The sequence below is a fragment of the Chryseobacterium sp. MEBOG07 genome, from assembly GCF_021869745.1.
Lineage (GTDB): Bacteria > Bacteroidota > Bacteroidia > Flavobacteriales > Weeksellaceae > Chryseobacterium > Chryseobacterium viscerum.
Genome location: NZ_CP084579.1, coordinates 404637 through 431601 on the forward strand (window position 1 = coordinate 404637; position 26965 = coordinate 431601).

Annotated in this window: 29 protein-coding genes and 1 pseudogene; 5 read left to right on the plus strand and 25 right to left on the minus strand. The window is 35.6% G+C overall.

What is annotated here, in order from left to right:
- Position 1 precedes the first annotated feature (1 nt).
- The 10 genes from murC to mraZ all read right to left on the minus strand — a co-directional run bounded on the left by murC (position 2) and on the right by mraZ (position 11882).
- Positions 2–1360 carry a UDP-N-acetylmuramate--L-alanine ligase gene (gene murC / locus LF886_RS01910; protein ID WP_236852400.1) on the minus strand — a complete coding sequence of 453 codons (1359 nt, stop codon included), beginning with the start codon at positions 1358–1360 and terminating at the stop codon, positions 2–4.
- Positions 1361–1422: 62 nt separating this feature from the next.
- Positions 1423–2523 carry an undecaprenyldiphospho-muramoylpentapeptide beta-N-acetylglucosaminyltransferase gene (murG, locus tag LF886_RS01915; RefSeq protein WP_236852402.1) on the minus strand — a complete coding sequence of 367 codons (1101 nt, stop codon included), beginning with the start codon at positions 2521–2523 and terminating at the stop codon, positions 1423–1425.
- Between the two features lies 1 nt (position 2524).
- Entirely contained in the window at positions 2525–3763 is a 1239-nt protein-coding gene (locus LF886_RS01920) for an FtsW/RodA/SpoVE family cell cycle protein (protein WP_236852403.1), read from the minus strand.
- 61 nt (positions 3764–3824) lie between these two features.
- Positions 3825–5150 carry a UDP-N-acetylmuramoyl-L-alanine--D-glutamate ligase gene (murD, locus tag LF886_RS01925; RefSeq protein ID WP_236852410.1) on the minus strand — a complete coding sequence of 442 codons (1326 nt, stop codon included), beginning with the start codon at positions 5148–5150 and terminating at the stop codon, positions 3825–3827.
- Positions 5151–5229: 79 nt separating this feature from the next.
- Positions 5230–6471 (minus strand): phospho-N-acetylmuramoyl-pentapeptide-transferase, encoded by a 1242-nt coding sequence (gene mraY / locus LF886_RS01930; RefSeq protein WP_236852412.1) that lies wholly within the window; start codon positions 6469–6471, stop codon positions 5230–5232.
- 80 nt (positions 6472–6551) lie between these two features.
- Positions 6552–8012, minus strand: coding sequence for a UDP-N-acetylmuramoyl-L-alanyl-D-glutamate--2,6-diaminopimelate ligase (locus tag LF886_RS01935; RefSeq protein ID WP_236852414.1), 1461 nt, complete (start codon positions 8010–8012; stop codon positions 6552–6554).
- A 60-nt stretch (positions 8013–8072) separates the two neighbouring features.
- On the minus strand, positions 8073–10064 hold the full coding sequence (locus LF886_RS01940; RefSeq protein WP_236852420.1) for a penicillin-binding transpeptidase domain-containing protein: 1992 nt from the start codon (positions 10062–10064) through the stop codon (positions 8073–8075).
- Positions 10048–10413, minus strand: coding sequence for an FtsL-like putative cell division protein (locus LF886_RS01945; protein ID WP_103232134.1), 366 nt, complete (start codon positions 10411–10413; stop codon positions 10048–10050). The genes LF886_RS01940 and LF886_RS01945 overlap by 17 nt, the downstream gene beginning before the upstream one ends.
- Positions 10414–10479: 66 nt before the next feature.
- The gene (gene rsmH / locus LF886_RS01950; RefSeq protein ID WP_103232133.1) at positions 10480–11373 is read right to left on the minus strand and encodes a 16S rRNA (cytosine(1402)-N(4))-methyltransferase RsmH; all 894 of its coding nucleotides are present in this window, start codon (positions 11371–11373) and stop codon (positions 10480–10482) included.
- A gap of 50 nt (positions 11374–11423) precedes the next feature.
- Complete coding sequence (gene mraZ, locus LF886_RS01955) at positions 11424–11882, minus strand: division/cell wall cluster transcriptional repressor MraZ (RefSeq protein ID WP_103232132.1); 459 nt, start codon at positions 11880–11882, stop codon at positions 11424–11426.
- Between the two features lie 272 nt (positions 11883–12154).
- On the opposite strand from mraZ, the gene LF886_RS01960 reads away from it, so the two are divergent.
- The 3 genes from LF886_RS01960 to LF886_RS01970 all read left to right on the plus strand — a co-directional run bounded on the left by LF886_RS01960 (position 12155) and on the right by LF886_RS01970 (position 14044).
- Positions 12155–12916 carry an alpha/beta fold hydrolase gene (locus tag LF886_RS01960; RefSeq protein ID WP_236852422.1) on the plus strand — a complete coding sequence of 254 codons (762 nt, stop codon included), beginning with the start codon at positions 12155–12157 and terminating at the stop codon, positions 12914–12916.
- Positions 12917–12978: 62 nt separating this feature from the next.
- Positions 12979–13602, plus strand: a complete 624-nt coding sequence (yihA, locus tag LF886_RS01965; RefSeq protein WP_103232145.1) for a ribosome biogenesis GTP-binding protein YihA/YsxC — start codon at positions 12979–12981, stop codon at positions 13600–13602.
- On the plus strand, positions 13595–14044 hold the full coding sequence (locus tag LF886_RS01970) for a GNAT family N-acetyltransferase (RefSeq protein ID WP_103232130.1): 450 nt from the start codon (positions 13595–13597) through the stop codon (positions 14042–14044). The genes yihA and LF886_RS01970 overlap by 8 nt, the downstream gene beginning before the upstream one ends.
- Positions 14045–14105: 61 nt before the next feature.
- Here LF886_RS01970 and LF886_RS01975 read toward each other — a convergent pair whose 3' ends face one another.
- The 15 genes and pseudogenes from LF886_RS01975 to LF886_RS02045 form a co-directional block, all read right to left on the minus strand.
- Positions 14106–14999, minus strand: a complete 894-nt coding sequence (locus LF886_RS01975) for a hypothetical protein (protein ID WP_236852424.1) — start codon at positions 14997–14999, stop codon at positions 14106–14108.
- A gap of 9 nt (positions 15000–15008) precedes the next feature.
- The gene (locus LF886_RS01980; RefSeq protein WP_236852425.1) at positions 15009–16349 is read right to left on the minus strand and encodes an ABC transporter permease; all 1341 of its coding nucleotides are present in this window, start codon (positions 16347–16349) and stop codon (positions 15009–15011) included.
- A 6-nt stretch (positions 16350–16355) separates the two neighbouring features.
- The gene (locus LF886_RS01985; RefSeq protein ID WP_236852427.1) at positions 16356–16763 is read right to left on the minus strand and encodes a hypothetical protein; all 408 of its coding nucleotides are present in this window, start codon (positions 16761–16763) and stop codon (positions 16356–16358) included.
- A gap of 5 nt (positions 16764–16768) precedes the next feature.
- A complete protein-coding gene (locus LF886_RS01990) occupies positions 16769–17179 on the minus strand; it encodes a DUF6804 family protein (RefSeq protein ID WP_236852428.1) in 411 nt (136 codons plus the stop codon).
- A complete protein-coding gene (locus LF886_RS01995; RefSeq protein ID WP_236852442.1) occupies positions 17176–17574 on the minus strand; it encodes a hypothetical protein in 399 nt (132 codons plus the stop codon). The genes LF886_RS01990 and LF886_RS01995 overlap by 4 nt, the downstream gene beginning before the upstream one ends.
- The gene (locus LF886_RS02000) at positions 17561–18004 is read right to left on the minus strand and encodes a hypothetical protein (protein WP_236852443.1); all 444 of its coding nucleotides are present in this window, start codon (positions 18002–18004) and stop codon (positions 17561–17563) included. Before LF886_RS02000 ends, LF886_RS01995 begins: the two co-directional genes overlap by 14 nt.
- Positions 18004–18513, minus strand: coding sequence for an SH3 domain-containing protein (locus tag LF886_RS02005; RefSeq protein ID WP_236852445.1), 510 nt, complete (start codon positions 18511–18513; stop codon positions 18004–18006). The genes LF886_RS02000 and LF886_RS02005 overlap by 1 nt, the downstream gene beginning before the upstream one ends.
- Before the next feature lie 12 nt (positions 18514–18525).
- Positions 18526–19595 (minus strand): annotated as a pseudogene (locus tag LF886_RS02010) (type I restriction endonuclease).
- 4 nt (positions 19596–19599) lie between these two features.
- Complete coding sequence (locus tag LF886_RS02015) at positions 19600–19938, minus strand: YegP family protein (RefSeq protein WP_236852446.1); 339 nt, start codon at positions 19936–19938, stop codon at positions 19600–19602.
- Positions 19939–19943: 5 nt separating this feature from the next.
- Positions 19944–20231 carry a membrane protein insertion efficiency factor YidD gene (gene yidD / locus LF886_RS02020; RefSeq protein WP_236852448.1) on the minus strand — a complete coding sequence of 96 codons (288 nt, stop codon included), beginning with the start codon at positions 20229–20231 and terminating at the stop codon, positions 19944–19946.
- The gene (locus LF886_RS02025; RefSeq protein WP_236852449.1) at positions 20203–20466 is read right to left on the minus strand and encodes a hypothetical protein; all 264 of its coding nucleotides are present in this window, start codon (positions 20464–20466) and stop codon (positions 20203–20205) included. The genes yidD and LF886_RS02025 overlap by 29 nt, the downstream gene beginning before the upstream one ends.
- Positions 20467–20596: 130 nt before the next feature.
- Positions 20597–21262, minus strand: coding sequence for a response regulator (locus LF886_RS02030; RefSeq protein WP_236852451.1), 666 nt, complete (start codon positions 21260–21262; stop codon positions 20597–20599).
- 119 nt (positions 21263–21381) lie between these two features.
- Entirely contained in the window at positions 21382–22044 is a 663-nt protein-coding gene (locus tag LF886_RS02035) for a DUF5932 domain-containing protein (RefSeq protein WP_236852452.1), read from the minus strand.
- 10 nt (positions 22045–22054) lie between these two features.
- Complete coding sequence (locus LF886_RS02040; protein WP_236852454.1) at positions 22055–23692, minus strand: tetratricopeptide repeat-containing sensor histidine kinase; 1638 nt, start codon at positions 23690–23692, stop codon at positions 22055–22057.
- 56 nt (positions 23693–23748) lie between these two features.
- Positions 23749–23949, minus strand: a complete 201-nt coding sequence (locus LF886_RS02045) for a hypothetical protein (protein ID WP_236852456.1) — start codon at positions 23947–23949, stop codon at positions 23749–23751.
- A 345-nt stretch (positions 23950–24294) separates the two neighbouring features.
- On the opposite strand from LF886_RS02045, the gene LF886_RS02050 reads away from it, so the two are divergent.
- The gene (locus LF886_RS02050) at positions 24295–25101 is read left to right on the plus strand and encodes a hypothetical protein (RefSeq protein ID WP_236852457.1); all 807 of its coding nucleotides are present in this window, start codon (positions 24295–24297) and stop codon (positions 25099–25101) included.
- A 73-nt stretch (positions 25102–25174) separates the two neighbouring features.
- Positions 25175–26962: a metallophosphoesterase gene (locus tag LF886_RS02055; protein ID WP_236852459.1), complete on the plus strand. Its 1788-nt coding sequence runs from the start codon at positions 25175–25177 to the stop codon at positions 26960–26962.
- Positions 26963–26965 lie beyond the last annotated feature (3 nt).

Consider the following 26965-nt stretch of genomic DNA (forward strand, 5'->3'; position numbering starts at 1 on the left):
CTCAAATTTTCTCGATCCATTCACAAATAGGGTCGTACAGGATGTCTATATTTCCTGCGCCTACTGTAAGGAGGATATCAAAATCTTTTTCTTTTATTTTTTCAAAAGCATCGGATAATGTCGATACCTCTTTTTTATCTAATGTTACTTTGTCCAGCAGCCAGCTTGAGGTAACTCCTTCAAAGTTCTCCTGAAGCTCTCTTGCAGGGTAAATATCAAGCAGAATAAGTTCATCTGCTTTGCTTAAACTCTCTGCAAACCCGTCTGCGAAATCTCTTGTTCTGCTGAAAAGGTGAGGCTGGAAGACTACCAGTAGTTTTTTATCAGGGTAAAACGTTCTGATGGAACCTATTACAGCATTGGTTTCTGTAGGATGGTGGGCATAGTCATCAATATAAATTTTACCGTTTGGATAAATATGTTTGGTATATCTTCTTTTAATTCCTTTAAAGTTGGCAATTGCTTTTTTCAGCGTATCAAAATCTGCGCCTAAATTATGCAGAATAGCCAGGGCTACAGTAGCATTTTCCACATTATGGATTCCAGGAATTTCCCAGACAAAATCCTTTATCGTTTCCGTTGGCGTATGGAAATCAAAATAGATTTTATCATGATCCATACGCAGATTGTCTGAATAATAATCTGCAGGCTCATTCACCGCATAGGTTTGATGTCCTCTGCCAATTTCTACTCCTTTTCTTACAAAGAGCTGCTTGTCTTGAGGCACCAAAGCGGCAAACTGTCTGAATCCTTCTTCAATATGGCTTTTATCTCCATAAATATCCAGGTGGTCAGCATCCGTAGAAGTTACTACAGCCCAATCCGGGGATAGGCTCAGGAAGCTTCTGTCATATTCATCAGCTTCCACTACAGAATAAGTAGATCCGTTGTACAGAAAGTTGGATTTAAAATTTTCAGAAATACCTCCCAAAAAGCATGAGAAGGGAAGATCTGCTTCTTTGCATAAATGAGCCACAAGGGTTGACGTTGTTGTCTTTCCATGGGTTCCTGCAATGGCGATGCAGTCTGTATTTTCTGTAATTAATCCTAAAACCTTAGCTCTTTTCAACACTTCAAACTGATTTTGGTTGAAATAATACAAAATTCCAAGCGTTTTGATGGCTGGAGTATAGATCACCAATGTATCTTCTTTCTGAAGGGAAGTGATCCTTTCATCAATATGATCTTCAAAAACAATATCAATCCCTTCGTTCATCAGATTCTGAGTCAATTTTGTATTGGTTTTGTCGTAACCCAATACTTTTTTCCCGGATGCATTGAAATAGCGCGCCAATGCACTCATTCCGATACCTCCGATTCCAACGAAGTAAAAAGTCTGATATGTTTGTAAATTATTCATTTATTTATTTAAAAATTTTCATCTTGTCATTCTGAATGAAGTGAAGAATGACAAACATTCATTTATTGTATCACTTTAAAAATCTCGTCTACAATCTCTTTTGCAGCATTAGGCTTGGCAAAATATTTCAGATTGTCGGACATTTCTTTTCTTACGCTTTCATTTTCGCAGATCTCTGATAATGTATTCCAGAATTTTTCCTGCATTTCAGAGTCTTTTACCATTTTGGCTGCATTTTTTTCAACCAGGTTCATGGCATTTTTGGTTTGGTGGTCTTCCGCTGCAAAAGGGAAGGGAACCAAAAGGACCGGTTTTTGTGCTACAGCCAGCTCTGAAATGGCAATGGCTCCGGCTCTCGAAACGATGATATCCGCTGCAGAATATGCAAGCTCCATGTCTTTGATAAATTCTAGGATCTGAATATTTCTGGTATCAGTATCTTTTGTTTCGTCTAAAATATCTTTATAATCAAGCTTTCCGGTCTGCCAGATCAGCTGATAGTCTTTGTCTACTATTTCTTTTAAATGAGATTTCCAGGCATTGTTCAATGTTCTGGAGCCTAAAGAACCACCCACAGATAATATCGTAAGCTTATCTTTATTCAAACCCATTTTTTCCTTTGCCTGAGCAGTGTCCTGCATTCCTGAAATAATGTTTTCACGAATCGGATTTCCCAGGAATTTTATTTTTTCTGCCGGAAAACCTTCTACTTTTGGATAGGCTGTGAAAACAGCTTTTGCTTTCTTGCTTAAAATTTTGTTGGTTACTCCCGCATGAGCATTCTGCTCCTGTATGAAAATAGGAATTCCCATTTTGCTTGCCTCATAAAGAGCCGGTCCGCTGGCAAACCCCCCTGTTCCTACTGCAAAATCCGGGGCGAAGTTTTTGATAACCCTTTTAGATTTTGATAAACTCTTCAGAATCTTGAAAGGCAGTCCCAAATTGGACAAAAGGTTTCCTCTGTCGATTCCGGCGATATCAATTCCTTCTATTTTATAGCCTGCCTGAGGAACTTTTTCCATTTCCATTTTTCCGTTGGCACCAATGAACAAAAATTCTGCATCAGGAAATCTTTTTTTGATTTCATCAGCAATGGCGATGGCAGGGAAGATATGTCCTCCTGTTCCTCCGCCTGATAATAGTATTTTCAATTTTTTGTTCATGTTAAGCGATATCGTTTATTTCTGCTACACTTTGTTTTTTGCCCATTCCTTCTTCATCATAAATCTGTATTCTTGAGCTTATATTTAAAATAATACCTAATTGTAAATAGGTTACCAGCATTGAGGTTCCTCCATAACTTATCAAAGGCAGCGGCTGCCCTGTTACCGGGATCAGGTTCACGGCAACAGCTATGTTTACCGAAAGCTGAATAAAGATCATTACCCCGAGACTGAGCACGAGTAAGGATCCAAAAAATGCAGGCATTTTACTGGCGATCATTACGATCCGTATCATCATAATCAGGTATAAACAGATCAGAAAAGCAGCGCCTATCACGCCATATTCTTCTACAATCACAGCGAAGATAAAGTCGGAGGCAGACTGTGGAAGCATCTGTTTCAATGCACTTTTTCCAGGTCCCATTCCGGTAATCCCACCATGTACAATGGCTGCTTTAGCCTGCATTACCTGGTAGTTTTTCGCTTTTATACTTTCATCATCTACATCGGCTGATTTTGCTTTGCTTGAGGTAAATGTTTCTACACGGCTCATCCATGTATGAACACGGTTTCCGCCGATCATGTTTGTATTCAGGGCTATTAATAAAAATAATACAATGGCTATGAATGAGGCAGAAATAAATCCTGCAATGTATTTCCAGTGAAGCTGTCCTATGACTAAAACAATCACAGAAACCATTAAAATCATTAATGCTGTAGAACCGTTATCTTTGGCTACCAATACGAAAACAAGAAGAATAGGTCCGAAAATATACATGATATTCTCTATCGGAAGTCTTTCTCTTGTTATCTTTTTGGTTAAATATCGGCACAGATAGATGATTAACATTAAAAAGGCAAACGATGAAGGCTGGAAGGAAATAGGGGTTCCCGGAATTTTCAGCCATCTTGAAGCACTGGCCCCATCAATGGTCTGTCCTGTAAACATGGTAACGACCAGTAAAACAACCATCAGGCCGAGCAGAATACTGCTGAGCTTTCCGATGTATTCGTATTTTACGGTTCCTGCCAGTCTCATAATTCCTAATCCTAAGACTACAAAGAACATATGTTTGATAACGTGACCTGTTGTGGTCCCGTTATTGACAATGTATTCGAGATTTGAACTTGCAGAGTATACAGGGAAAATAGAGAAAATGGAGATCACAAGGATGACCATCCAAAGTACTTTATCGCCCTTTAGAAATTCAAATCTGCTTTCTGTGTTCTGTTCGTCCATATTGATTGTATTGATGTATGATATACGAAGTAAAATGTACTTTTACATCCAACATTTACATTTATTTTAATACCTGCTCTTTAAACTGGCGTCCTCTGTCTTCATAGCTTTTGAACAAGTCAAAGCTTGCACAGCACGGAGATAATAAAACAGTATCACCTTTTTTAGCCAGTGATTTTGAAATTTTCACTGCTTCTTCCATGCTTGAAGTATCATAAATGAATTCTTTTTTGTCTTTAAAGAAATCAATGATCTTTTTATTATCAACACCCAGGCAAACAATTGCCTTTACTTTTCTTTTGACTAAATCTTCAATTTCAGTATAGTCATTTCCTTTATCTAATCCACCAACAATCCAAACGGTTGGTGTTTTCATACTTTCCAAAGCATAGTAAGTAGCATTCACATTGGTTGCTTTGCTGTCGTTGATGTATTTTACTTGATCAATTTCAGTTACAAACTCTAATCTGTGCTCCACTGCCTGGAATGTCATCAATGAATGTCTGATGCTTTCATTGTTGATTTTTAATATCTTACCGGCAATAGATGCTGCTAAGCTGTTGGCTACATTGTGATTTCCCAATAGAGACAATTCTTCAACCTTCATTGCGAATTCATCTTTCATTTTTACCACAATTTCATCTTCATTAACGAAACCTCCTTCCTGTAACTTCTCTTTTGTTGAGAAAGGAATCATTTTAGCCTTTATTTCAAGCTTTTCAAGAAGATTTTTGCTCATTTCATCATCTTTGTTGTAGATGAAGAAATTATCATTTTCCTGATTTTCAGTAATTCTGAATTTTGCCAAAGCATATTCTTCATAGTTGTAGTTGTACTGATCCAGGTGATCCTGAGACAGATTCAACAATAAAGAGATATACGGTCTGAAATTCTGAATATCATCCAACTGGAAAGAGCTTACTTCCAGGACATAATATTCATGGTTTTCATCTGCAACCTGCTTGGCAAAGCTATATCCGATATTTCCACCCAACCCTACATTCAATCCGTCATTTTTCAGGATATAATAGATCAGGGAAGTGGTTGTTGTTTTTCCATTGCTTCCTGTAATGGCGATGATTTTTGCGTCTGTAAATTCAGAAGCAAATTCAATTTCAGAGGAAAGTCTGATTCCTTTTTCATGAATTTTATAAATGATCTCCGCTTTTTTCGGAATTCCAGGGCTTTTTACGATCCAGTCAGCATTTAAAATCCTTTCTTCATCGTGGTTTCCTTCTTCAAATTCAATTTCATTATCGGTAAGAAACTGCTTATAGTTATCCTTAATGGCTCCTTTATCTGAAAGAAATACTTCCAGACCTTTCTTTTTAGCCAAATAAGCAGCGCCGCATCCGCTTTCTCCACCTCCTAAAACAACTATTTTCATATTATTTTGATGTAATGATTAAAAGATTAATGATTAAAAAATTCTTCAATGTTTCAATCTTTTAATTTTTAAATTGGTTTTATCTCATTTTTAATGTGATCAGACATACAATAGCCAGTATTACTCCAATGATGATCATTCTGTTCACGATTTTACTTTCGTGAAATCCTTCTTTCTGATAGTGATGGTGTAATGGTGACATTTTGAATAGTCTATTGTTTTGGGCATATTCCAACCCATATTTTCTTTTTCTGTATTTGAAAACAATGACCTGCAGCATTACAGATACGTTTTCAATCAGGAAGATTCCGCATAATACAGGAATCAACAATTCTTTTCTTAAAATAATGGCTAGTACAGCAATCACTCCTCCCAGCATTAAACTTCCGGTATCTCCCATGAAAACCTGGGCAGGATACGTGTTGTACCAGAAGAATCCGATCACGGCACCTACCATTGCCACCGCAAAAATGGTGGTTTCTCCCATGTTCGGAAGGAACATGATATTGAGATAGTCTGCAAAGATGATGTTCCCGGAAAGATAAGCGAAGAGAGCCAGCGAGAGTAGTATAATGGCACTGGTTCCTGCTGCGAGACCGTCTATTCCGTCTGTAATATTGGCTCCGTTTGAAACTGCTGTTACAATAAAGATCACAATAGGAATAAAGACAATCCATGCCCATTCATGAGCATCCTTATCATTCATCCAAAATAAAATTCCGCTATAATCGAATTCATTATTCTTTGCAAAAGGAACAGTAGAAACAGTAATTTTCTCTGTAGGCATAAAGTTTTGCTCTACATTGTTTCTGTTTACCACTTTAGCATCTGCATATTTTCTTTTAACGGTGATATCCGGGTGGAAATACATTGTAATTCCGACAATTAGCCCTAATCCGACCTGTCCTACAATTTTGAATTTACCACTTAGCCCGTCTTTATTTTTTTTGATTTTCTTTAAGTAATCATCAAGGAAACCAATGGCACCCATCCAGAACATTGAAACAAGCAACAGAACAATATACACATTGGTAATTCTTGTAAACAGCAATACGGGAATGATGGTTGCCAAAATAATGATAAGCCCTCCCATGGTAGGAGTTCCTTCTTTTTGTTTTTGACCATCCAATCCAAGATCACGCACCAATTCTCCCATTTGTTTTGTTCTCAGGTAATTGATTACTCTTTTTCCGTAGACAAGAGCAATAATAAGTGAGAATAAGACAGCCATTCCGGCACGGAAGGAGATGTATTTCAACAGTCCTAATCCGGGAACGTGAATTCCATGGTTGGTTAGATATTCGTATAGATAGTATAGCATAGTTTCAATTGTTAATAAATGATCATTGATAATAGATAAATGATTAAATCAGTTATTATTTATCGACTATCGTTTATAATTTATTTGGACATTAATTTCCAAAGCTCATTAATTACTTCTTTGTCATCAAAATGATGTTTCACACCATTTATCTCCTGATAGGTTTCGTGGCCTTTTCCGGCAACTAAAACGATATCTTTAGGTTCTGAAAACTTTATGGCCATCTTTATGGCTTCTCTTCTGTCCGGTATTGAAGTGTATTTGCTGAAGTTTTGGGGTTCAACGCCTGCTTCAATTTCTTTAATAATCTGTGCCGGATCTTCTGTTCTCGGGTTGTCTGAAGTGATGATTGCCAATGTTGATTTTTTAGAGGCAATATTTCCCATTTCAGGTCTTTTGGAATGGTCTCTGTCTCCTCCGCAACCGAATACTGTGATTAATCTTTCGTTTTTGGTTCTGATATCGTTGATGCTGTCCAGAATGTTTTCCAATGCATCCGGAGTATGTGCATAATCTACGATAAAGAAAATCCCACCATCGGATTTGAAAGTTTCAAATCTTCCGGAAACTCTTTTTAATTTGCTGATCGCCTGAAGAATTTCATCCTGCTCGAAGCCAAGTTCTACAGCAATTCCGAATACAAGCAGCAAATTGTATACATTGAATTTCCCGGTAAGTGTCGTCCAGAATTCTTTTCCGTTGAAGTTCAACAGCATTCCGTTGAAATCTACTTCCAATAATTTTCCGTGATAGTCTGCCATGGTTTTCAAAGCATAAGACTTCTTTTTGGCCTTAGTGTTCTGAAGCATGACATTTCCATTCTTATCATCCACATTGGTGATGGCAATGGCTGTATCTTCTAATTGATCGAAGAATCTTTTCTTTGTTTTTAAATATTCTTCGAACGTTTTATGATAATCTAAATGATCATGGGTAAGGTTGGTAAAACCTGCTATTTTGAAGTGTAACCCTTCAATTCTGTTCTGAGCAATTCCGTGTGAACTTACTTCCATAAAGGCAAATTCACACCCTTTTTCTACCGCTTCAGCCAAAATCCTGTTGATCGTAATCACATCAGGAGTAGTGTGTGTTGCCGGGATAATTTCTTCACCAATTCTGATTTCAACAGTGGAAAGTAAAGCAGAATCATATCCTAAGTTTTTGAAGACATCAAAAAGTAGAGTAGAAACAGATGTTTTTCCGTTAGTTCCTGTAACGCCAATCAGTTTTAGTTTCTGAGAAGGGTTTCCATAGAAGTTGGAAGCAAGATGCCCCAAAGCTTTAGAAGAATCTTTCACTTTGACATAGGTGACATTCTCTGCCAATGTCTCAGGAAATTCTTCGCAAACGATTGTTGCAGCTCCTTTTTCAATAGCAGATACGATGAATGAGTGACCATCCACCACTGTTCCTCTCATGGCAACATACAGAGAGTTTTCTGTAACCTTTCTGCTGTCAATCACCAACTCAGTAACCTCACGGTTGCTATCACCGTGGATTTCCAATACTGGGATTCTGTTTACTAATTCTGTTATAATCATCTTTATCAATAGAGCTTTACTCTATTTTGTTTTATATCACTCTTTTGGAGTTCTGTTTCTTTAATTTTGCAGAGACAAATAAATTCTCTGGTTCTTACTGATCGTTGTGCCTTCCAGCGGGAATTGTTCTTTGATTCTTCCCACTCCTTTATAGTCAACACGGTATCCTAAGTTTTCCAATTGTGGGATTACATTTTTACCGATTAATCCTACTACATTGGGCATTTGTTTATCATTCACTGCTACTTTTACGTTAGGCTCAACCATTTTGCTCAGGTTTACCTTTTTGTCTACGAGCATTTCTTTTTCAATATTTTGAGGGGTCTTCAGGAATGTTTTTCCTGCAATTTCCTTAAACACCGGTGCTGAAACGGGTCCTCCATAAAACCCTATAGATGTATTGGGCTCGCTTATCATTACATAACAGGTGTATTTGGGTGCATCTGCCGGATAAAACCCTGCAAATGATGCTCTGTATTTCATAGGACCTGGAAGCCAATATTCAAATCGGGCGGTTCCGGTTTTTCCTGCCATTTTAAGATTCGGGGTAAAGATGCTTCGTCCCGTTCCCTTTTCTACTGCTTTGGTTAAGGCGTTGGTCATCATTTTAATCGCTTTTTCGGAAGCCATTTTGTTGACCATTACTTCAGGCTTGGCATTGTACATCACCTTACCATCTTTCATGATTTTATCGATGAATAAAGGCTTAAGCATTTTCCCTCCATTAGCAACTCCATTGTAGAATGTTGTTAATTGCAGAAGATTGATATTAGAAGAGTATCCGTAAGAAATAGAGGCCAGTGTTGCGGCGTTCCATCTCTTATTCTGTGGAGTAACGATCTTTGGTTTTGTAATTCCCGGAAGTTCAATATCCATTTTGTCGAATAATTTCCAACGTTTCAGGTGGTCAAGGAAAATCTGTGGCTTTTCTGCGTAATACTTTGTGATCAGCTTTGAAGTTCCTACGTTGCTGGACTTCGCCAATACATCACTGATATCGTAAGTTCCTCCTCCGTGACCATCAGAGATTCTCTGTTTTGCATATACCCAGACACCGTTCCCTACATTTACTGTTGTATTTTCATCGATAAATCCATCATCCATTGCGGCTAAAAGCGAAATGGTTTTAAAAGTGGATCCCGGTTCAATATTATCTTTCAGTGCGTAGTTGTAAGAGTCTTCGTAATCTCCTGATTCTGTTCTTCTTAAATTTACAAGGGCACGTACTTTTCCGGTTTCAACCTCCATCACAATTACGGTCCCATGTTTTCCTTCAAAATGGATCAGCTGCTTCTCCAGAGCGGAGTGTGCAATGTCTTGAATTCTAAGGTCTAAGGTCGTATAGACATCTTCTCCATCTACAGGTTCCTGAACTTTCCAGAAGTCGATGGGTTTCCATTGTGAAGAGTTGATTCTCTGCTCCAGTCTTTTTCCGTCTTTTCCGGTTAGATATTTTGAGAAAGCTCCTTCCAATCCGGATCTAAGTTCTCCGTTATCCATACCAATGGTTCCGGCTCCGATTTCTGAAGTGGCCAATTCTCTTTTATAGTTTCTGTCAACGATGAATCCTCCTTTATTTTTACCTCTTTTGAAGATTGGGAATTTTCTGATTCGGTCGTATTGGTCAAAATCAAGACCTTTTACTAAAGTGTAGTATTGGTTTTTCTTTTTCTTCTGCTCGTCAAATTTCTGTCTGAATTCTCCTCTGGATTTTCCGAACATTTTGCTCAAAGAATCTGTCAATGCTCCAATGCTGTTGGAGTACACCGTATCTTTCATCGTTTTGAAGTCAAGATAGATGTCATATCGCATCACTGTTGTGGCGAGAATAGAACCGTCGGAAGCAAAAAGATTACCGCGGGCAGCCTTTAAAGTGGCTTCGCGATAATTTTTATTAATGTAATCATCTTTAATTTCCTGGACATTAGTATTCTGAAGGATAACAATCCTTGCCAAGAACATTACAAACACGCACAAAGCTACCACTGCAAAGAGGTAGCCCCATCGTAACGTTTTCTTACGCTTATTGTCATATTCATTTTGCTTTTGCATCTGTACTATCCAGTTTTATTAGCAATTTGTGAGGGTGGTTTTCCAGGGTCATCAATGAATCCCGGGCGACTTCTTTCCCCAGCTCTGATTCCATTTTCACTTTGATCAGCTTACTCTGGGCGTAAGCGTTTCTCGATTTATATTCTTCTGTTTCTTCCTTTAAGGCGTTTACAATTTTAATTTTCTTATTGACGAGATGATTCGTATAAATCATGGACATCATCAGTATAAACAACAAGAGAAAATACCTGTAATGTATTTTGATCTCATCACGATTCAGAAAGTTTCCTTTTATAATATCTATAAAAGTGAGTCTTTTCTGGGGGCGATTTGTTGTTCTTTTTGCCAAAGCTTTTTTTATAATTGATTAATGATAAAAGATAATTGATATCGCTTATCACTTATGATTTATCATTTATACCTTTATTCCTGTTCTCATTTTGGCACTTCTTGCTCTTGAGTTTTCTTCGATCTCCTGATTGTCAGGAATGATTGCTTTACTCTTTATCAATTCGAATGCCTTTTTATAATTTCCGTAGATATCTCTTTCCGGTTCTCCCTCGAACATTCCGTTTTTCAGGAATCTTTTTACCAAACGGTCTTCCAAAGAGTGGTAAGAAATAACGACTAATCTTCCTTCCTGTTTCAAGACATTGAAAGCCTGAACCAACATTTCTTTCAATACTTCCAGTTCCTGGTTCACCTCAATTCTTATCGCCTGGAAAAGCTGAGCATAGAACTTATTTACTTTATGAGGCGGAATATAGCTGAAAAGCTTTTTCAGATCCTCTGTAGTATTTATCGTTTTTATCTTTCTATGATGAACAATTTCTCTTGCCAGCTTTCTTGCTTCTCTTAGCTCTCCGTAATGATAGAAAAGATCTGCAAGCTCACTTTCTTCATAGTCATTGATTACTCTTTTGGCATCCAGATTCTGCATTACATTCATTCTCATATCCAAAGGAGCGTTGCTTCTTGTGGAAAATCCTCTGTCTGCTTCATCAAACTGGTGTGATGAAACACCTAAATCTGCCAAAACACCATCTACCTGAGAAATTCCGTACATCAGTAAAGAGTTTTCCAGAAATCTGAAATTCTGATTTACCAATGTAAACCGTGGATCATCAATTGTATTTTTAAGTGCATCCAGGTCCTGATCAAAACTGAACAATCTCCCTTTATCGGATAGTCTGCTCAAGATCTCTCTTGAATGGCCTCCTCCTCCAAAGGTGCAGTCCACATATATTCCGTCAGGATTCGTCACCAAATCATCAACACTCTGCTTCAACAAAACGGGGTTATGATACATGCTTAATTGTGTTTTTTATTTAATAATAATCAATTAATAACCTACTAAAGTTATTCTTCATCGAAAGAACCCATCACATCTTCTGCAAGGCTTGCAAAATCAGTTTCATTGGTGGAAATTACCTTTTCATAGGCATCTTTATCCCAAATTTCGAAGAGCTCTCCCGCGCTGGTAATCACAATATCTTTCTGAAGATTTGCGAAATTCGTCAGGTCTTTGGAGATCTGTAACCTTCCTGCATTATCCAATTCTACTGTCTTTACTCCTGCCGTAAACATTCGTATGAAATCAGCATTCTTTTTTATGAACCTGTTCAGTTTATTAATTTTGCCCATCAGTTTGTCCCACGCATTCATAGGATATACCTCCAGACAAGGTTGGAACACAGATCTTTTGACTACAAATGCGTTGTCTTCGAAGTCTTCCATCTGTTTGATTAAAGATGAAGGAACTTTTAAGCGGCCTTTGTCGTCAATTTTACACTCGTATGTTCCAATGAAATTTTTCATTTGGGACAAATTTATATAATAATTTCCAAAATTTCCCACTTTTTCCCACTTTTTGACTCAATGTTAATAAGTTTTATTAAAGATTGAATTCCAATAATGTAAAATACTGATATGAAGACACTTGCTAGAAGTGTTATTTTAGCCATAATAAAGCGGTTTTGAAAAAAAAAGTTAAAAAGGGGAATATTATATTATTTTTATCTTAAATTAGGATAATCAAAATTTTTTTGAGGTTTAATTTGTATTTTTGCAAGGCTTTATTAAGGCGTTTTATGATATTTAGTACAAAAAAAGAAAAGAAATATTCCTATGTAGAAGCAGGAGAAGGACATCCATTGGTGCTGTTGCACGGGTTAATGGGTGGTTTGAGTAATTTCGATAAAATGGTAAGTTTTTTTTCGGAAAGGGGCTACAAAGTATATGTGCCTCAATTACCCATCTATGATCTTCCGGTACTCAATACGAATCTTACCACTATCGCAAAATATATTATCAAGTTTATAGAAAGTCATATTTCAGAACCCGTAACCATTGTAGGAAACTCAATGGGAGGGCATGTAGGGCTTATTCTAACTTTAGCAAGACCTGATCTGGTAAAAAATCTTGTTCTTACGGGAAGTTCTGGATTATACGAAAGAACTTTCGGGGACAGTTTTCCAAGAAAGAATGACCGCTCTTATATCAGAAAGAAAACGGAAGAAGTTTTCTATGATCCAAAAGTAGCGACAGAAGATCTTGTAGATGAAGTTTTTGCAGTAGTCAACGATAGGATGAAAGGAATAAAAACAGTAATGCTGGCAAGAAGTGCTATTAAGCACAACATGCTGAATGATCTTCCGAAGATTCTGACTCCTACATGTCTGATCTGGGGAAGGCAGGATAATGTAACTCCTCCGGAAGTGGCAGAAGATATGCATAAGTTTATTCCGAATTCGGATTTATTCTGGATCGATCACTGCGGGCACGCTGCGATGATGGAAAAACCTGATGAATTCAATGAAATCCTATACAACTGGGTAAAAGATAAAGTTTAAAATATATAAATGACCATTAAGAGCTTTTCTTAATGGTTTATTTTTCTAAAATACATTCAAAAATGATTATTAAAACAGCAGAGTTTGTAAAGAGTAGCGGAAAATGGCAGGAATGCCCAGAGCCCAATATTCCCGAATATGCTTTTATCGGAAGGTCAAACGTAGGAAAATCATCACTGATCAATGCCATGATGAATCATAAAGATTTGGCTAAAACTTCGGGGACTCCGGGGAAAACTCAGCTGATCAATCATTTTTTGGTGAATGAAAACTGGTACCTTACCGATTTACCAGGATATGGATATGCAAAGGTTTCAAAAGTTCAGCGAAAGGATTTTGAAAAACTGATCACCAACTATATTCTGAACAGAAGAAATCTGGTAAACCTTTTTGTTTTGGTAGATTCAAGACATACTCCACAGAAAATTGACCTGGAATTTATCCAATGGTGTGGGGAAAGCGGAATCCCATTCTCAATTGTCTTTACAAAAGCAGATAAGCTAAAACCGAATATCGTTATCAAAAACGTAGAGGATTATAAGATCGAGCTTCATAAAACCTGGGAAGACCTTCCTGAATTGTATGTTACCTCAGCAGAAAAGAAAGAGGGAGGAGACAAGATTCTTGATTTTATACAAAAAACCAATGAATTTTTAACGAATAATAGTATAAGTTTCGATGAGTAATATTGTCTGGAAAATTAAAACGTTTGACGAGTTTACGGTTCCTGAATTATATGCTGTACTGAAAGCACGTATAGATGTTTTTGTTATTGAGCAGAACTGTCCTTACCCTGATCTTGATAATTATGATCAGAAGGGAGTTCATATCTGGGCGGAAGAAGATGGGCAGGTTCTTGCCTACTGCCGTGTTTTTGATAAAGGAATAAAGTTTGACGAGACTTCCTTCGGCAGAGTTCTGACTACAGAACAGGCAAGAGGAAAAAGCCTTGGAAAGCAGTTGATACAATATGCAGTAGAAACCATAGAAAACCGTTTTCATACTTCTGAAATCAAAATATCAGCGCAGGATTATCTGTTGAGATTTTACAGTGGATTCGGGTTTGTAGATACCGGAAAGAAATATCTGGAAGATGATATTCCCCATACGGAAATGATCAGAAAATAAATAAAAGCGAGGAATTAAATTTCCTCGCTTTTTTGATAGTTAAATATATGGAGTGTGTTTTTTATTTACCTGAAATGGCTTTTAAAATAATAGGTTCCAGGTTGGATGGAAGGTCGGCAGATTTGATCTGATAATTTTTGATTTTCATGTCTTTGAACCAGTTTTCCCAGTATTCTTTAATAACAGCTTCTTCAAAAGGATTTCCTTTTTCCGGATTGATTCCTAAGACGATGACCTCGAGATTACTAAGGTTTTCATTTGCTTTTACAAATCCATAGCCATTTTTTTCAATGGTATCTTTAAAGCCTGAGGTAGTTAGATTGTTATTTCTTATAAGTTTAGTTGTTAAATAGGAAGTTCTATAAGAGTTTTCCTTTTTCTCGTCAAATTTGGTGTTCTGATGATACATATATCCGTCTGTCAAAATGAACAGAATATTTCTTTTATCCGGTTTTATACAGTAATCGTTGACTTTGTTTTTGAAAAACTCCCAAATATCAGAGCCTACAAATGCTTTGTCTTTTATAGCCGACTGATAGATGTTTAAAGGTAATTCTGAATATTTTTTGTCTACAGAATCAAAATAACTTCTTTGAATATCTTTATTGAAAGATACTTTCAGCTCTTTTGTGAAATCATTTATTTTTGGATCGGAAGGTTCCGGGTTGAAGAAAACCTGCATCTGATCATCATATGTAATGATTTTCTTGGATTTGATATGGTTGATGAATCCCTTTTCAATGGCTTTGATATATTCTGTATCCCGTTGGAAGTATTGCATTGTAGGATTGGGATTAGCTATAGTATCAATTCTGTCTGATAAATCAATTAAAATACTTACATTGATATTGTTTGAATCAAATTCCGGTGGGCAATTTGTGCAAGGTGATGGCTTTGGCTCTTTACAACAGGAAACCAAAGAAACAATGAATAATAAATAGAATATTTTTTTCATAATTTTCAGTTATAAAGATGATAAATACACTAAATTCTGATTGTCGGAATTAGCACCCACAGTTTCCAAATTGGTATTGTAAGTGGCAATACAGTCATCAATCATCGTTTGTTTTTCCGTTCTTGAAACGGCTATTTTTTCACCGATAAAAGTGATCCAGCCCTGAACATATTCCGAAGCATACAATTTGTAATCTTTGGTCGGAATGATGACTCCGTCAATGATATTTTGAAGCTCTTCGATTCTGCCTCGTGTTTTAATAACGGTTTCTTTTATACTTCCGATGCCGACAAGAATTTCTTCAATTTCCTTCTTCAAAGCATTGATCTTTTCCTGAAAGAATTCAACTTTTCTCTGTCTGATTTCCTGTTCGTTTTTGATCTTATCCTTTTCTCTGTGTTCTTTCATTACAAAATCGAAAACCAATCCCCAGATAATGTAAACGATGAAACCGGCGAAAATAATCCCCCAAAACTGTATTTGGGTAAAGGCTATTTTAAGATCAAAAGGTGGAGAATCAAAAGTTTTATTTAATTCATATAATTTTGACTCGATTTCATATGCTAAAATGGAATCGAAAATAAATGTCACGATAAATAGTAACCCAAGTTTGATGTAATTCGCTCTCGTTTTATTCTCCCAAAACATGTGAATCAAATAACCTAGTCCGAGAAATACAAACGGAATCAAAGTTACAAAAGCACCCTCTATAACACCTTCGCTCCATGCTTTGCTGAAAGCCTGTGCATCCAAAACACTTTGAATAACGGTGCTTTTGGCATCAAAACTTTTAAAAAAAGCGGAGTAAGAAGTTGAAATATAAAACGTCAACAAATACAAACTTATAGGGAGCAAAAGGATAAAACCTATCCAAAACTTTGCAGAAGCTCCCTTTGAAGCTTTTACATTGTATTTTTCGGGGTTTCTCGGAAGATCAAGGATTTCTGCCTTTAAACCTTCAATAGTATGCTGATGATTTTCAACTTCTGTGTTTTTGCTTTTTACTTGTTCCTCTTTGGTTTCGTGCGAGACAGTTAAAGCTTTGATCTCAGTTTCCCGGTTTTTCTGTTCATTGACGTAAGATTCTTTCAGGTTCTTCTGTTTTTCAACCATTTCTTTTTCCTCATTCTGAAATTTTGAGTAAACGGCGTCCAGACAGATGGATAGGGTAGAGTGGTTTCCACTGGTTCGCGAACTGTCTCTGTATCCGGATTCGTGATAAGTCCTTTTTCTATTTTCTTCGAGAGATTCATTATTCTGATTGTCCTCGTTTTTGGGGAATGTTTCCTGTTCAGGTTCTATCGGAACAGATTTTAGTTTAAATAAATTTTTTATACTGGTGGTATCCATGATCAGTTAGTTTTTTAATTCATATAAAATTTCACTTTTATTTTTTCCGATTTTCACGGCTTCAATGAGATAATCTACAATTGCAGTTACGTTTTCTTCCAAAAAACCAAACATCAAAACGTATTTTTGCACCGCAGAATATTCGTTTGGGGAAACAATTCCATCTGCCCAGATCATGACTGTGAGATCATACAGATAATCAACTTTTTCTTCAATAGTTTTAGGAATCAATGATTTTAAATTGATAGGATTTAAAAGAATTTCGTCTAAATTTTTTGATGAAATCCCCCTTTCTTCCGCACATTTATAGAGCATTTTTAATTCTAATGCGCTGAAATCATCATCACAGATTGCCATTTGATACAATCTTAAAAAATGAGCTTTGAGGTTTTCCGTTATATGATTGTTTTCCATGATGGTTATTCTTCTTTTGGTTTTTTAGGATTAATGATTCTGTCTCTTGACACAGTTCTTTGATGTATTGGTGCTGATGGTTCTGAGGCTTCTTCAATAACTTCTTCTTCCTTTTTCTGTTCTTTGTTTTCTATAAAATTGATCAATAAAAATAAAATCCCCGTTATAATGTCAAGCGGCATCCATATGCCTTTTCTATAGAGATAAATAGGAAAAACGGGATTGAAAAGGATAAGAATGATCAGGAAAATTATACTGAAGTAATGCTGTTTAGAGCTTAAAGTATTGTATAAAACCAGTAAAGCTCCAGCGGAAACAAGAATTCTCAGGAAAGTATAATATTCTATGGGAAATCTGAAAATAGCGATGAAACAGCATAACGCACAGAAGGTGAGAAAGACTTTTAAGGGGTTCATTCTATTCTTTGTTTTGCTTCAATCTGCTCTTCATACCAATACTTCTGCGTGCTGAAATCTAAAGGCCAATCTTTTTGAGCTCGTTGCTTTATGGAATTATCTTCTATCGTTTCCATATAATCATAGGCTTCAATTTGTTCATTAATCCAATATTCTTGTGTAGAATAATCATTAGGCCAGTCTTTTTTTGCTTTTTCTTTTAATTTAAGTAGGATAGCCTCCTTTTTTGGATCGGTATGCTGTACTGCTATTTCCTGAGGATGAACATCAGAAGTTTCCAGTGAATTAAGACTTTTGTAAGAATTTTTACTTTTTTTATCATCCATACTTCCAAAGGCGATGAATACAAAAATGAAGAATAGGCCTGCAGAAATGATGTGTTTAACGTTTTTCATATATTTTAATGTTTAAATTATTTTTTGATAGATAATAAGGAATGCTTGCTCCAAGCAAATAAAATATAATATCAATGGGATCGAAGGTTCCGGGGATAAGTCTAAATAGCTGAAGAAATTCTGACAGAACAGCGGCAATAGGAATACTGAAGATCCAAAAAACATTTTGGCAGGTTATTGAGAACTTCCATATTTGCAAAGAAACTGCAACATAGGAAAATGTCCAAAGTCCATCCGGAAGACTATAAATAAACCAGCTAGGAAAAGAATAAATAGTTCTGATATTTTTGAGAATATTAATTTGATGAGAAAGACTTAAATATTCAAACCAATGAAACATTATAAGTCTTTCTGTTCTGAAGATGATGTAAATAAATCCACCTGCAATGACGGGAAGAAATAGTGCTGCTATTTTTAAAGCCCGGATCATTATTTTACATCTTTATAAAAAACATATCCTTTTTTTCCATTTGATTTAATCAGGACTTTATACCATGAACCTTCCTTTGAAAGCTGGGTCAGTTTGGTGTTTTTAGAGACCGTTGTTATTACTTTAGATGTAAGAGAAGGTTTTTCGTAAATATTTACAGCTTCAATTCCCGCAATGTATCTGTTGTTGGAATTTATATTGACCTTAACCTCATCAATAAATGCTTTTGGCGGTTTAGTGGATTTAGCTTTTGAGGATTCGTGCTTCTTAGATTTACTTTTAGTAGAGCTGCCCGAAGATGAACTTCTGCCGGAAGATCCGCCACGACAGACACCACAAGTTCCACCACTACTGCAGTGTCCGCATCCTGAACAGTTGGAACAAGCCGTACAATAAGCAGAACCAGTACATCTTCCACCATGTCCTCCTACACTGTCATTGGCTTTAAAACAAGAATTTAAAAGAAATAAAGTAAAGATAACTATGAGGAATGGGATTAGTTTTTTCATGGTTATTAATTTTTATGAATAATTCTCCAAAGTCTGATGAAGCTGGTTCCTGTAATTGTAGATTTCATCCAGAGTATTTAGTAAAACCTTTTCTCCGGCCTCTTTTCCGTTATGGAATGTTTCTAAATATTTATTCGCGGTATTAAAATGTAGTCTGCAAAGCGGTTTTCTATTATTATCATCCAGCAAAATCCCGAAATAGGATAAAGTATCTCTGTAGGCAATTCTGGAAGACGGAATTTTCTCTCTCAGAATCGCTTTTACGATCTGAAAACCTTCCAGCTCTTCCTCTGTTGTTACGATTTTAGAATCATTATTTTCATCAATAGGCTGTGATGTTTTTACTTCATCTTCCCTTTTTTCAATTTGTTCATTAATGCTCAATGCAGATTTTAACCGGAAACTGATTGATTCATTAATAGACGTTGTTAATGCTTTTTTGGTATACTCTTTAAAAGAAAGCATTCGGTTGGCTGTCATCGGTTTTTCAAAAATCTTCCTACCAATAGCTTTACCAATTCATCAGAAGGAGACTCTATTTCTTTTTCAAATTCCTTTCTTATCGCCTTAATATATTTTAATGCTTCAGCAGAGTCCAGAATACTTTCAAGGTTGTAATCCTTTTTAGTAAAGCTCTCCAGAATTTTGATAGAACTGTCTTTTAAGTCTTCCATATTGATCGTGAAAAATGGTTTTTCATCCATAATATTGGGCTTTTCAAGATCTGTATAGAAATTATAAATAATACCGTTCGTAAGAACACCAAATCTTGTTTTAGAAACATGGTAATATCTGTGAAGCTGAGAATTGTGAGCGTCTGCACTTTCTTTCCAATGTTTGCATTCGATGATGAAGATAGGCTCATCATTATTTTTGATCACATAATCTACTTTTTCTCCTTTCTTGGTTCCGATATCACAAACATGCTCGGGAATCACTTCTGTAGGATTGAAAATGTCATAGCCTAAAATTTGTATAAAAGGCATTACAAAAGCATTCTTTGTAGCTTCTTCAGTACCGATCTGCTCCTTTAAGCCAGTTACTTTTTGATGTAGTTGTTCTAGTTTTATTTTAAGATCCATAGTTTTAGTTTTTTAAAGTTTCATCAATGACTTCTGCTGTTGGAGCATTTGATTTTACAGAAGCAATACCATTTTCCAGTCCTGATTTTGAACTGTACATTTGACTGTTTCCAATAATTTCACCGTTTCTTGCTTTTAACACGAAATAATCTTTTCCATTTTTCGCTGCTCTTTTGTCGTATCTTGAAAGATCCTGTGAATTAACTTTTACGGATTCTATTCCTTTTTGACATGATGCTTTCTGAACATATCCTTCGCTGGTTAAAATAATTTCGCCATTTCCGGCTTTAAGATTAAACTGATACTCTTTGTTGACTCTTTGTGTGATTACGAATTTTCCCATAGTGGTTATTTTTTATTTTTAATAAATCTTTCTGAAATTTCTATTTCATTAAGAATTTGATGATTAGGTAAAATGATTTGAATTTCTCCTGAAGGATTTTCTATAAGGCAAGCGCCGGATCTGCAGTTTTGAAAACGATATCTGAATGCTTTTAATCCTGAAATAAATCCATCCTGTATTGTTTTTTCATACACATACTTAGAACAGCTGGTTCTGAAGATACATCTCCTTCTTTTTGACGGAGGAATGCTCCACCAATAAATTTTAATAAGAAGAATTAATAGATTTTTCATTTTCTTTTTTACTGAAAACCACCATTTGATAAGAAGTCATATAGCCAGGTTTATGACCAAGACCAAAGCATCCATCAATAGGTTGTATGTAAGTGGATACACTTTCCAGTCTTACATACTCCCAGCCGTCATTGGTATGAACTTTTATTAAATTGTCTAATTGTTCTGCAATGTTTTTTGCACTCATATTTTGTTGATTGGCTGTGGCAACAAATGGTATTACTTTGTATTCCATAATTGTTTTTTATTTAACAATCCAAAAATATGAGCATTAAATTTTGATCCGTTACGGAAAACCGTAATAGGGGCGAAAAATAAAAAACCTTTCAAAAAGTTTGAAAGGTTGTAAGTAAAATGAGTTGTCTTTATATAATCCCAATATCCTTGCAAAAGGCTACCAGCTGCTCGTTGCTGTTTATTTCAAGGTCTTCTTTCAGGCTGTTTAATCTTTTCTCAACGCTACTTAGACTGGATGGTTTAATATTTCTCTCCTCAAGATGGATAGGAATGTTTTTCTGTAAAACCCCTTTAGAAAGGAGTGAGACAAGTGTTATGTCAAACGTAGAAAACTCATAGCTATTGAACTTTTTCATATCCTGCTTCAGATCAAAAGATAAATAGTTTTCACCAATGTATACGGAGGCAATGGATTTTTTTAAATCTTTTGAATCGTTTCTGGCTTTACGAACATAACCGTTAATTTGGTAATCTGAAAAAAGGCTTTCTATTACCCCCGTTTTATGTTCCGCCGAAAATACGATAACTTTCAAATTGGGCTGTATCTCTTTTGCTTTTCTGATAAGGTCTTTTCCGTCTTTAAGATTCTGTTCATGATGATCATCCTCATAGTAAAGATCTGTAATCAACAAGTCGTATGGCTGTTCTTCCCGTAAAGATTTCTGTATTTTTCCTATAGCATCGTCGCAATAGTATACATAATCTACTTTAGGGATATTCAGACCCTCAAGGGTTTTCTGGACGGAAATATTGATGCTTTCATGGTCTTCGGCAATTAAAACTTTTTTGAACATGGTTATACGATTTAATTTTAAAAAATAGGTTATGACCTCAAAAGTATATTCATTTATTAATTAATTCTTACGGGTTCACGTAAAGGGAACGAAAAAAATGATATTTTCAACAGGTTTGATCAGATGAGGCCAATATCTTTGCAGATTACAATCATCTCAATATTGTTTTTGGCACCAATGCTGTCCCGGAGCTCATTCAATCTCTTTTCAATGGATCTGATGCCGTAAGGCATCATTCGATGCTCTTTCAGATAGGTACTTATTTCACTTTGTTTGTTCCCTTTAGCAAGGAGCTCAAGCAATTTAATATCATACATATCAAACTCAGAAGAAATATGGCGCATTGTATTCAGAACTTCCTGAGGAATAACAGTCTCTCCATTAAATATTTTCCGTATTGTGCTTTTCAGATCTTGTCCGTCGCGTCTTGCCTTGCTTACAAATCCGTCCACTTGATATATCTTGTAAAGATCATCAATTGTTTTAGCTTTCTTTTCTACAGAAAATACGACTACTTTTAAACCAGGCTGAACCTTTTTTGCCTCAAAGATAAGCTCTTGTCCGGAACGAAGTTTCTGTGGAATATGGTCTTTGTCAAATGAAAGATCAGCAATAAGCAGATCGTATGGATTTTTCCTTTCTAAAGATGTTCTGATTCTGCTTAAAGCTTCATCACAATACATTACATAATCAAAATCAGGGATATTTAATTCTTTTATGGTATTCAGGATTCCCAGGTTCATTATTTCCTGATCTTCAACGATTAAAACTTTTTTGAACATAGCTAAATGCTTAGGAAGCAGGGAATGAAAGATTTATCTTCAGCCCTTTTTCAATTTTCGTGTCAAAAGTAATAGTTCCGTTAATTGTTTCAATACGGGTTGCCGCGTTACTTAGCCCATTTTTATAAATAAGGTCTCCTGAAATTCCTATTCCATTATCTTTGTATTGAATATCAATTCTATTGTTTGTTTTTTCAAACTTAACGGCAACATGGCTGGCCTGGCTATGTTTTTTCATATTCACCATTAGTTCGCGAATCATTTGGTAAACTTCCTCTTTTACTGTAGCAGAAATAGGCTCCCAAATCGCAGGACTGTTTCCTGCTGTAAAGGTTTTTAACGTTTCATTATTGAAGGAGGCAATAAGTTCGGAAATTACTTTGCTAAACTCTTCTTCTTCTCCAATTTTATCATAGGAAATATCTCTGGATTTTTCATATACAAATTCCAGTTCATCAAGCGCTTTATCCCGATCAAAATCTTCCTGGTTTTCAATCTTTGTCATCACCTGATAGATACCGTTGGCGACTACATCATGAACCTTTTTAGACATTTTGAGCTGGGTGTTTTTTATTTCGATTTCTTTTTCTTGTTTTAATTTTAATTGCCTTCTTCTGTAGCCAATTACAATAAATATTATTAGAACAATTAATGTCACTACTCCAATCAAAAGTTTTAGAATACTATTATCCTTTTCTACATTTTCTCTTTTCAGTTTTTCAGAATCATATCTTTCTAAAGCAAATTGATTTTTAGATTTATTTCTGGCTGTTTCTAAGCTATCCTTCAAATTTTGATATTGTTTGAAGGTTGTTTTTATATTTTCAGGCTTTTCTAATTGTATTATTTTTTGGAGGGCTTCCAATTTATCATCAGGACTCTTGTTAACCGAAGCAGTCTGGAACATTTTTTTTGCATAAAAAAGAGCTTTTGTGGGATCGCGATTCTCAAAGTAGTCAGTTAAGTGAGAAAAACTGGCATTTAGTCCATCGCTATCTTTTATGCTTTCTCGTATATGTAGGGCTTTGTTCAGTTCATATTCGGCATTATATTTAGGATTTTGTTGAAATTTTGCAAAAGCAAGGTTATCATAAACTTTAGAGAAAATGACAGAGCCTTTATCGATATTAGAAGAGGATAAAATACTGTTATAAATATTAATTGCCTTATCGTAATCTTTCAAATATACAAATGAAACGGCCTTATTATTAAGAAGAGTGAATCGTTCAATCGGATTTTGAGCATATAGCGCAGCCTGGTTGTAAAATTCTGCAGCTCTTTTATAATCTTTTAATTTTTGGCAAGAAACACCAAGGTTATTGTAATTGGAAACAAGGTCTTGTGAATCCTTTTTTTTATCTAAGAATTTGATGGACGATAGAGCTGTCTCTTGCGCTCCATAATAATCTCCAGCCTGACACTGGATGATTCCCATCAGTACTAAACAATTTCCGGCAAAAGAAGGATATCCTTTTTGAATAAAGTCATCTTTTGCCTTATTTAAATATTTAAATGCACTGTCTTTTTTTGATGTCTCTAAATAATCATAACCTTTATCGTAATTTATTCGATCGGCTACTGATGGCTTCTTCCTTGAGCAAGAAAGTAGAGTAGATAAGATTAATAGAAGAGTTATATGAGTTTTCAATGGTTTTTTTTCAAATTTAATAAAAAAAGCGGAAGATAATTCTTCCGCTTTCTTTGTTATTTTCTTGGAGGTATAATTTGTCCTGTTTCTCCTCCCGTATCACTTCCCCCTGTCTCTCCTGTAGAGCCTCCTGTCTCTGTAGACTCTCCTTGAGATTGCGTAGTTACAGTTGTTGGGTTATTATCATTTGCTGTTGTTGCATTGGCATTATTGTTTGAGAATGCTAAACCGAATAGCATTAATATAATTTCTAACATTGTTCAAAAAATTTATTGTTAAAGCATTCGTATTCTTCCCTGCGAAGCAGATCGCAGATAGTGTTATACGTTTAAAAAAATTGAAGCGCTTCTAAATTTTTTGGGAAGTGAACCTTCAAAAACGGAGGAGAAACATCTGCTTCCCAACCCGGAGTTTTCCTCCGTTTTATCTGGTGATTTTTGAAATCAGGGTTTTGATTTTCTGTTTATTTTTTGTCCCTGATTTCTTTTACAAATATCCGATAGTACGTTGTCTTATGTAAGACAGCGAGTGGACAAGCAAAACCTTATAAAATGCTGTTTTTTACGGGAATCCGCAATTATAATGTCTAAAATGTGTCTAATTTGGACAGCATATTAATCCATTATGGAAATTGTATGTTTGAGAAAAGAAAATTGCTCATAAAAGCAGCATATGAAACCGCAAAAAAAGAACTTAAACTTGAAACAGATGTTTATAGTACTGTATTCGATTTTTTAAGCCAGAAACTAGAGGAAAAGTTTGGTTCTTCTAAGGATGGAAGGACTTTTGTACGATACTATAAAAGATTGGTAAAGAAAAATGAAGACTATCCTATTGATGCAATTACTTTAGACCAATTAAGTTGGTATGTTGGCTATGATAATTTTGATAATTTTTCTGAAAATTATACAATTAAAAAAGATCATGGAGAGACTCAGATAGAAATGAGAATTGGAAATGATGAAGATTCTTTGTCAGAAAGGCTTTCTAAAATAATTATAAACATTACGAATACACCTGTTTTCAATATTCCGCAGATGGCAAAAAACGGAATGGGAGTTGGTGCGATTGTTTTAGTTTTACTTACAAGTTTAAATGGCGGGTTAAAAATATCTGGGAATGATAATCAATGTATGTATTGGGATGGGGATGAATATAAATTAACCTCTTGTAATGATAAAAATCCTAAACATCAGTTATTGCCTGTTGACACTGTCAAGCTAAAATATTTTAAGAGAATTACCAGACCAGATACTCTGACAGTAGAAAACGGATTAGGTAACTCCTGGTATACAAAGTATGATAATGCGGTAGAGTTTTTTACAATGGATGGAATAAACCCAGGTAATGGTAAAAGTCTGAGAGATGCAACGAGACACATGATCTTAACATATGGCAAAGGAGAGTAACTTCCTTCACAATTATTTAAAATTCAATTAAAACAAATCCACAGCGATTCCCTTAATTTCGTCTTATTTTAAGATGAACAAAGGAATATTCACCGTTTTATTTTTTGTATTTGCCCTTTTTCAGGCGCAAAAACCTGTGCAGATCGCTTTTCTTTCCGATGTGCATTTTCAGGACTTGTATGGACGTTTTTCGGATCATGATTTTAAAGGAATTTTGAACCCTAAAACAGGAAAATCCACGATTCTGAGGACGATGGATTCCCAATTGCATTCCACAAGAATTTTCAATGAAAATTATTTTGCTTTTCTTAAGGCATTGGATGATATTGCTGCAAAAGGAATTAAAATTGTAGCCATGCCCGGAGATTTTTCTGATGACGGACAGGCTTATAACCTCCGTGGGCTTCATACCATTCTAGAACAATACCACCGGAAATACGGGATTAATTTTTATTTGACGACAGGAAATCACGATCCGGTAGGACCGTTCAGAAATAATGGCGGAAAAGATGATTTTCTTGGGCAGAATGGGAAGCCGCTTGGAATTTACAGCAAAGAAAATATCGGAAAATCAAAGGATAAAGTGATTACAAAAGATATTGCAGAATCCGGATACCTTGAAATTCTAAATGAATTAAAAGATTTTGGCTTCTATCCAAAAAAAGGAGATCTGTTTTGGAGTACACCTTTTGATCATGATTCGTTTAAAGATTATTCTTACGAAAAAGCGCTGCAATCGGCAGATTACTCCCAAAGAATGTATGAAGTTGAAAAAGGGTTTTCTGTTCCGGATTTAAGTTATGTTGTTGAACCCGTGAAAGATGTATGGATGATTGCCATCGATGGAAATACCTATATCCCGAAAAACCTCAATCAAAATGCCCAAAATGCATCCAACTACAAAGGAGCGAGTATTGGTTATAATAACGTACTGACTAACAAAAAACATGTAATACAGTGGGTAAAAAAGCTTGCTGATGAAGCTAAGAAAAGTAATAAAACATTGATTGCCTTTACCCATTATCCCATGATCGATTTTAATGATGGAGTCACTCAGGAAATTAAAAACGTATTAGGGGAAAAAAAATGGCAGTTGGAGCGAGTTCCTCAGGAAGAAGTAGCAAAAGTTTTTGCAGAAGCCGGATTGCAGATTCACTTTGCGGGTCATATGCACATTAATGACACTGGAATTAGGAGGGTAGGAGATCATGTATTGATCAATGTTCAGGTTCCGTCACTGGCGGCATATTTGCCCAGCTATAAAATTCTGACAATACAATCTCCGGACATCATGGAAGTACAGACCGAAGTTTTGAATGAGGTTCCGCGCTTTGATGAATTATTTCCTTTGTATGAAAAAGAATATAAAGCGTTGCAAAAAGATACAGGTAAAATACGTTGGAATAAAGATATTTTGAAAACGAAATCCTACCACGATTTCATGCTCTTTCATTTAAAAGAATTGGTTCGTCTGAGAATGATTCCGGACGATTGGCCAAAAGATTTTATTGAAAAATCGAAGAATCTGAATGGAGAAGATCTCCTGTTGCTTATTCAAAATAAAAATCAGCTGAAGGAGAAAAAGATTGTATCAGAAACCTTTAAAAAGTGGTCTGTTGATGATCTGTTATTGGATCTGTATAAGTTTCAGTCTGCTGATGAATTGGCAAAGAAAGATATTCCCAAAGAAAGATTGGAGCAGTATCAGGTATTGGAGCAATTATACCAGGAGATTCAGTCGCAGGATCCATTGATGATCCAGCTAAAATCTGTTTTTAAAATACTTTCACTGCTTTCTAATGGAGATCCGGCAGATCATTTTGAAATAGATTTGAAAAACCAAAAAATAAGAAGACTGTAATGT